The sequence below is a fragment of the Streptomyces sp. NRRL B-24572 genome (assembly GCF_002156145.1).
Taxonomy (GTDB): Bacteria; Actinomycetota; Actinomycetes; order Streptomycetales; family Streptomycetaceae; genus Streptomyces; species Streptomyces vietnamensis.
Map to the genome: position 1 here is coordinate 1 of NZ_MWIG01001165.1, position 638 is coordinate 638.

The following is a 638-nucleotide window of genomic DNA, read 5'->3' on the forward strand; positions in this document are numbered from 1 at the left end:
CCTCCTCGGCGACCTGGCCGGCGAACGCGGCCCGATCGCGGATGATGTCCTCCACCGACATCCGCCCCACGATCGACCGCAGCGCGCCGGACAGCACCTCCTGGGTGAAGCCGACGATGCCGTTCTGCTGCATCAGGAAACGCTGGGCCGCGGCCCGGATCGAGTCCTCGGTGCCGCCGACCTTGACGATCGCGACGCCGTCCAGGTTCGCCTTCACGCCGCGCAGGGTGACCGCGCCGCGCACGGCGACCGGGATGTGCCGGCTGGACAGGTCGAGGCTGAACTTCTGCTGCACGAACGGCACGACGAAGACGCCCCCGCCGACCACGACCTTCTGGCCGCTGTTGTCGGTGAAGACCCGCCCGGTGTCGGGATCGGTGGTCTTCTTGCCGCGCCGACCGGTGATGATGAACGCCTCGCTCGGCCCGGCCACCTTGTAGCGCGTGATGACCACGAGGCCCAGCAGCACGACGAGAACGACGATGCCCACCACAGCGGTAAGCACAGGACTCATGGCGAAATCCCTTTGATTGGAACCAAGTTGAAAGTGAGATGTGGGGCCGGATCAGTGCTCGACCGGACGCACGGCGACGGACGTGGGCGAGAGTACGGACTCGACCCAGACCTCCGCGCCGCGA

Annotated in this window: 1 protein-coding gene; it reads right to left on the reverse strand. The window is 67.7% G+C overall.

Going from position 1 to position 638, the window contains the following annotated elements:
• Positions 1-514, reverse strand: a 514-nt coding sequence (locus CCN56_RS41060; RefSeq protein ID WP_143664855.1) for a flotillin family protein, incomplete at its 3' end; no start/stop codon positions are given.
• Between the last annotated feature and the right edge of the window lie 124 nt (positions 515-638).